Source organism: Brevundimonas sp. UBA5936, from assembly GCA_002430835.1.
GTDB lineage: Bacteria > Pseudomonadota > Alphaproteobacteria > Caulobacterales > Caulobacteraceae > Brevundimonas.
Genome location: DJDA01000023.1, coordinates 1,058 through 6,439, shown reverse-complemented (window position 1 = coordinate 6,439; position 5,382 = coordinate 1,058). Strand labels below are relative to the sequence as shown.

Below are 5,382 nucleotides of genomic sequence, written 5' to 3'. Positions count from 1 at the left end.
CGGCTGGTCCAAGGAAGCCCAGGTGGGCGGTGAGGGCGATGGCGCCGTCGCTGGCCGAGCCGCCGCGACGCAGGGTGTCCAGTCCGATCATGGTCGCGGCCGGGTGGGCCGTAGCGGCGGCGCCGTTGGCGCCCCAGACGGTCGAGCGGCCGACGAAGCGCGGCCCGGTGATGCGATCGCCGATGCCGACGCCGGCGTAGGGGTCTGGCGCGGGCGCGGGCTGGACGGAGGCCGGATTGGTCGAGGGCGCGGCGGCGCCGGTCGTCTGCTGGGCGTTGGCGGCGCCCGCCAACAGGGCTCCGGCCGGCAGGGCGGACAGGAAGGTACGGCGACGCATGATGATTTACTCCCCCTCATTCGAGGCGCGCATTGACGCCGGAACAAGGGGAGGGCGCAAGCCGTCGATGGGCGACGCGCAAAGAAAAAGGGCCGCCGAGGCGACCCTTTTCCAGACAATCGATACCGATCGTCTTAGGTGATGTCTTCGTTCAGAAGGCCGATCTTGTAGAAGCCGTTTTCCTGAAGCTTGTTCATGACTTCCATGAACTGGTTGTACTTCACTTCCGGCTGGGCGCGGACGAAGACGCGCTCTTCGCGGCAGTCCGTCGTCACGGCTTGGGCGGCGCAGACGTCGGCCGTCAGCTTGGCGATCGTGGTTTCCGTCTCGGCGATGTAGAGCGAGCCCGATTCTTGGATCGTGATGTAGACCGGCTCTTTCGGCTTTTCGGCGTCCGGCGCCGGCGGCGTCGCCGGCGGCAGGTCCAGCTTGATNNGATCAGCAGCACCAGCATGATGTCAACGAACGGCGTGACGTTGATGTCCGCGTTCTGTTGCGCCAGCTTGCCGCCGCCACCGCCTGAGGAAAGTTTCGCGCCCATTACGCCCTCGTCTCCATCAAGATCCGCACCCTCCGGCGGACCACACTGAAAGTCTGGCTCGTCTCTTGGCGTCCTGAAGCAGGCTTGTAAAGCCGTCGAATGCGAGGAAATGACGCCGCAGGGGAATAAGATTGCGAATTCGGCGGACGGCCGCCTTCTCCGCGATCAATTCAGTCCCCGGCGATCAACGTCCTCGCCCGTCGTCTCAACCGCGAGCCAGCTTGAGGAATCGTTCGGCCAGGGCTGGGTCGTCCTTGAAAGCGCCGGTGAAGCGGGTGGTGATGGTCGAGACGTGGCGGTGATGCACGCCGCGCGTCGTCATGCACTGGTGCGCCGCATCGACCAGCACGGCCACGCCCTTGGGCTGGAGGTGCGATTCGATGGCGTCGATGATGTCGTTGGTCAGCGTCTCCTGGTTCTGGAGGCGGCGGGCGAAGATTTCGACCACGCGGGCCAGCTTGGAGATGCCGACCACCTTCTCGCCCGGCAGATAGGCGACGTAGGCCTTGCCCAGGAAGGGGGCCAGATGGTGCTCGCAGTGGCTCTCGACCTCGATGTCGCGCAGGATGACCATGTCGTCATAGCCGGTCACGTCCTCGAAGGTGCGCGACAGTTCCTTGCCCGCGTCGGCGTCATAGCCGTCGAACCATTCGCCATAGGCGTCGACCACGCGCTTGGGCGTGTCCAGCAGGCCGGGGCGGTCGGGGTTGTCGCCGGCCCAGGCGATCAGGGTGCGCACGGCCTCCAGAGCCTGTTCGCGGCTGGGACGCTGCGGCGCCTCATTGGCGACGAGGACGGGCTTGGCGGGGGTGGTGCTCATGAAACGATCCGGCGGCGGCGAGAGCGCCTGTTCAGAATACTAATTTATATGGACTTGGGCGCGCGGCCCTGACTGTCTATCAGGCCGCTATATGGGACACGTCGTCCGTCCCGCAAGAAAACTCGCAAAAGACCTGACCTATGGCCCTGCATATCCATGACACCCTGCGCCGTGAAAAGCGCCTGTTCGAGCCGCGCGATCCGAGCCGGGTGAGCCTCTATGTCTGCGGCCCGACGGTCTATGACTACGCCCATATCGGCAACGCCCGTCCGCCGGTGGTGTTCGACGTGCTGGTGCGCCTGCTGCGCCGCACCTATGGCGCGGACAAGGTGGTCTACGCCCGCAACGTCACCGACGTGGACGACAAGATCAACGCCAAGGCCGCCAAGGAAGGCGTCGCCATCGGCGAGATCACCGCGCGCTATGAGGCCGCCTATCTGGCCGACATGGGCCTGCTGAACGTCTCGCCGCCTGACATTGCGCCGCACGTCACCGACTACATCGAGGCGATCACCAAGCAGATCCAGGCCATCATCGACGCCGGTTGCGCCTATGCCGCCGAGGGCCATGTGTTGTTCGACGTGTCGTCCTATCCGTCCTACGGCGCGCTGTCGGGGCGCAACCTGGACGACATGATCGCCGGCGCCCGCGTCGAGGTGGCGCCCTATAAGAAGAACCCGCACGACTTCGTGCTGTGGAAGCCGTCCAAGGCGGACGAGCCGTCATGGCCGTCGCCGTGGGGCGAAGGGCGTCCGGGGTGGCACATCGAATGCTCGGCCATGATCGAGGAGACGCTGGGCCTGCCCATCGACATCCACGGCGGCGGCATCGATCTGGTCTTCCCGCACCATGAGAATGAGATCGCGCAGGGCGTCTGCGCCCACGGCCACGCCCATGGCGACGAGGCGCACGACGAATACGCCCGCTATTGGATGCACAACGGCTTCCTGACCGTGGACGCCGAGAAGATGTCCAAGTCGATCGGCAACGTCCTGCTGCTGCACGATCTGGTGCAGGCCATGCCGGGCGAGGTTGTGCGCTGGTCCTTGTTGAGCGCCCACTATCGCCAGCCGCTGGACTGGAACCAGACGCTGCTGGAGCAGAGCCGCAAAAATCTGGATCGCCTCTACGGCGCCCTGCACCGCGCGGCCGGGGTCGAGGCGGCGGACGTTGAACCGCCGGTGGAGTTCATGAAGTCCATCGAGGACGACCTGAACACGCCGGGCGCCATGGCGGCCCTGTTCGCCCTGTCCAGCGACATCGAGCGCGGCATGACGGCGGGCGATGAGGCGGCGGTGGCCGAGGCCAAGGGGCGGCTGATCGCGGCGGCCTCGATCCTGGGCGTGCTTCAGGCCGATCCGGCGGAGTGGTTCTCGGGCGTCGACGAAGGGCTGAAGGCCGAGGTCGAGGGCCTGCTGGAACAGCGCGCCGCCGCCCGTACGGCCAAGAACTGGGCCGAGGCCGACCGCATCCGCGACCGGCTGAACGAACTGAACGTCGTCGTCATGGACGGCCCGCAGGGCGCGACCTGGCGGATGAAGGGCTGAGGCTTCCTTCTCCCCTTGTGGGAGAAGGTGGCAGGCGAAGCCTGACGGATGAGGGGGGGCGGGACGTTAGTCTTGCCACCCCTCATCAGGCTGCGGAGAGACCCCTCATCCGGCCCTGACGGGCCACCTTCTCCCACAAGGGGAGAAGTACGTTATCGCGCTCGCCTGATCAGCTCTTCCGCCAGCACGTCCGTCAGATAGCCGTCCGCCGTCCGCCCGTTCGCCTGCTGCCAGCGGCGCAGGGCGGCGCGGGTGTTGGAGCCGATGACGCCGTCGACGCCTTGGGTGTCGAAGCCCATGCGGGTCAGGGCCTGCTGGGCGCCGACGCGCTGGTCCCGCGTCAGAGGGCCGTCGTTGGGCCAGGAGGCCTTTAGAGCGGGCTTGCCCGACACGCCGTCGGCGATCATGCCGATGGCCAGGGCGTAGCTGACCGAGTTGTTGTAGCGGCGGATGACGTAGTGGTTGGGCAGGGCCAGGAAGGCCGGGCCCTTGGCGCCCTGCGGCAGCAGGATGGCCGCGCCCTCGGCCGCCTCGGCGCTGTTGGGCGAGGAGCCGTCGGCCAGGCGCACGCCGCGGGCGGTCCAGTAAGACCAAGGATGTTTCGGCCCCTCGGCTTGGCTGTAGTCGAAGTTGGAGGGCAGGGTGACTTCATAGGCCCAGCCCTGGCCGCGCTTCCAGCCCGCCTGGGCCAGCAGATTCGCCGCCGAGGCCAGGGCGTCGGCGTCCGAGCCCCAGATGTCGACCTTGCCGTCGCCGTTCTGGTCGACGCCCAGCCGCAGATAGTTGTCCGGCATGAACTGGGTCTGGCCCATGGCGCCGGCCCAACTGCCCTTCAGCCCTGCGCGGTCGCGCTTGCCCGTCACGACGATGTCGAGGGCGTGCTTCAGCTGTTCCTCGGCCCAGGCGCGGCGGCGGCCGTCATAGGCCAGGGTCGCCAGCGAGCGGATGACGTCGAAATCGCCCTGGACCTGGCCGAAGGCGCTTTCCTGGGCCCAGACGCCCAGCAGGATTTCGGTCGGCACGCCGTACTTCTGGGTCACGTCCCACGGCACGCGGTCGACGCGCTGGCGCGCCATGGCGATTCGCGCCGGGGTGGTGGCGTTCTGGATATAGACCCCGGCGGGGCGCGAGAATTCGGGCTGGTTGCGGTCCAGGCGGATGATGCTGGGGTTCGGCGTCACGCTCTCCAGCTCGCGGGCGTACTCCCATTTGCGGGCGCCGCCGTGGCGCTCCAGGAAGCTCTGCTTCCAGGCGTCGAAGCTGGCGTGGTCGTAGGCCTCGCTGAGGTCCGTCTGGGCGGGCGGGGGCGTGGGGGCCGGCGTGGCGGGCGCAGGCTCGACCACGGGCGGCGGCGCAGGCTGGGGCTGCGGCGGCGTGGGAACCATGGGGGTGCAGGCGGCGACCGAACCCAACAACAGAAGACGATAAGCGATACGCATAGTCACAGGCTAACGCCCCCGAATTCCACGACCAATCACAAGCGCGCGAAGGCTGGATCAGTTTCCGTGATAAGGGTGAAAACGGCGTTAACCATTCTTGAAAGCAGGCGGTTAATCCGCCGAATTTACATTGCAGCGTTCCCTGAGCATGGCCTGGTGGCGGAGGGGCGACGCGCCGGACGTGCAAGTCCGGAGATCCTCCGTTCGACTCGGAGGCCAGGCCTCCAGCGGATTTCCCGCGCGGAATGTTGACGAAAGGCGAAGGCCTCTCTATACGACCGCCTCCGCCGCAGGTTCGCCCGCGGCTCTTTTGTTTTACTCGCCCTCACGGGCCTCCAACCGGGACATCCGACCATGAAGGTCCGTAGCTCGCTGAAGTCGCTGAAGGGTCGCCACCGCGACTGCAAGATCGTTCGTCGCAAGGGCGTTCTGTACGTCATCAACAAGACCGACCCGCGCTTCAAAGCCAAGCAAGGCTGATCACGCGCGATCGGCGCGCCCGGCCTGTCGATAGGTCAGGCGCGCGCCGAGCGTCGGTGGATGGGATGACTATCCACAGGGCCGCGGGCGTTGTCCGCGGCTTTTTCGCGTCCGGCGTTGAGCCGGGCGCCTGTGCGTGATTAGTGATTCTGCTTCTTCGCCCTAACGGCCTTCGGCCTGCTTGAGGGCGTGGTTTTCTCTTGCCCTAACGGCCTTCG

4 protein-coding genes, 1 tRNA gene and 2 pseudogenes are annotated in these 5,382 nt (G+C 66.7%); 3 read left to right on the top strand and 4 right to left on the bottom strand.

The features are described from left to right. From B2Y21_RS02065 to folE, 3 genes and pseudogenes are all read right to left on the bottom strand, one after another. A pseudogene (locus B2Y21_RS02065) lies at positions 1-337 on the bottom strand (gamma-glutamyltransferase); the annotation flags it as partial. A 134-nt stretch (positions 338-471) separates the two neighbouring features. After that, a pseudogene (locus B2Y21_RS02060) lies at positions 472-878 on the bottom strand (ExbD/TolR family protein). A 205-nt stretch (positions 879-1,083) separates the two neighbouring features. Next, positions 1,084-1,698: a GTP cyclohydrolase I FolE gene (folE, locus tag B2Y21_RS02055; RefSeq protein WP_292056475.1), complete on the bottom strand. Its 615-nt coding sequence runs from the start codon at positions 1,696-1,698 to the stop codon at positions 1,084-1,086. A gap of 140 nt (positions 1,699-1,838) precedes the next feature. On the opposite strand from folE, the gene cysS reads away from it, so the two are divergent. Continuing rightward, complete coding sequence (gene cysS, locus B2Y21_RS02050) at positions 1,839-3,245, top strand: cysteine--tRNA ligase (protein WP_292056472.1); 1,407 nt, start codon at positions 1,839-1,841, stop codon at positions 3,243-3,245. 152 nt (positions 3,246-3,397) lie between these two features. On the opposite strand, the gene B2Y21_RS02045 is transcribed toward cysS, so the two are convergent. Continuing rightward, on the bottom strand, positions 3,398-4,684 hold the full coding sequence (locus B2Y21_RS02045; RefSeq protein ID WP_292056469.1) for a lytic murein transglycosylase: 1,287 nt from the start codon (positions 4,682-4,684) through the stop codon (positions 3,398-3,400). A 150-nt stretch (positions 4,685-4,834) separates the two neighbouring features. Between B2Y21_RS02045 and B2Y21_RS02040 the strand changes: the two genes are divergently transcribed. Continuing rightward, positions 4,835-4,911 (top strand) — tRNA-Ala (locus B2Y21_RS02040). A gap of 127 nt (positions 4,912-5,038) precedes the next feature. Then, positions 5,039-5,164, top strand: coding sequence for a type B 50S ribosomal protein L36 (ykgO, locus tag B2Y21_RS02035; RefSeq protein ID WP_003165750.1), 126 nt, complete (start codon positions 5,039-5,041; stop codon positions 5,162-5,164). The last annotated feature ends 218 nt before the right edge of the window (positions 5,165-5,382 follow it).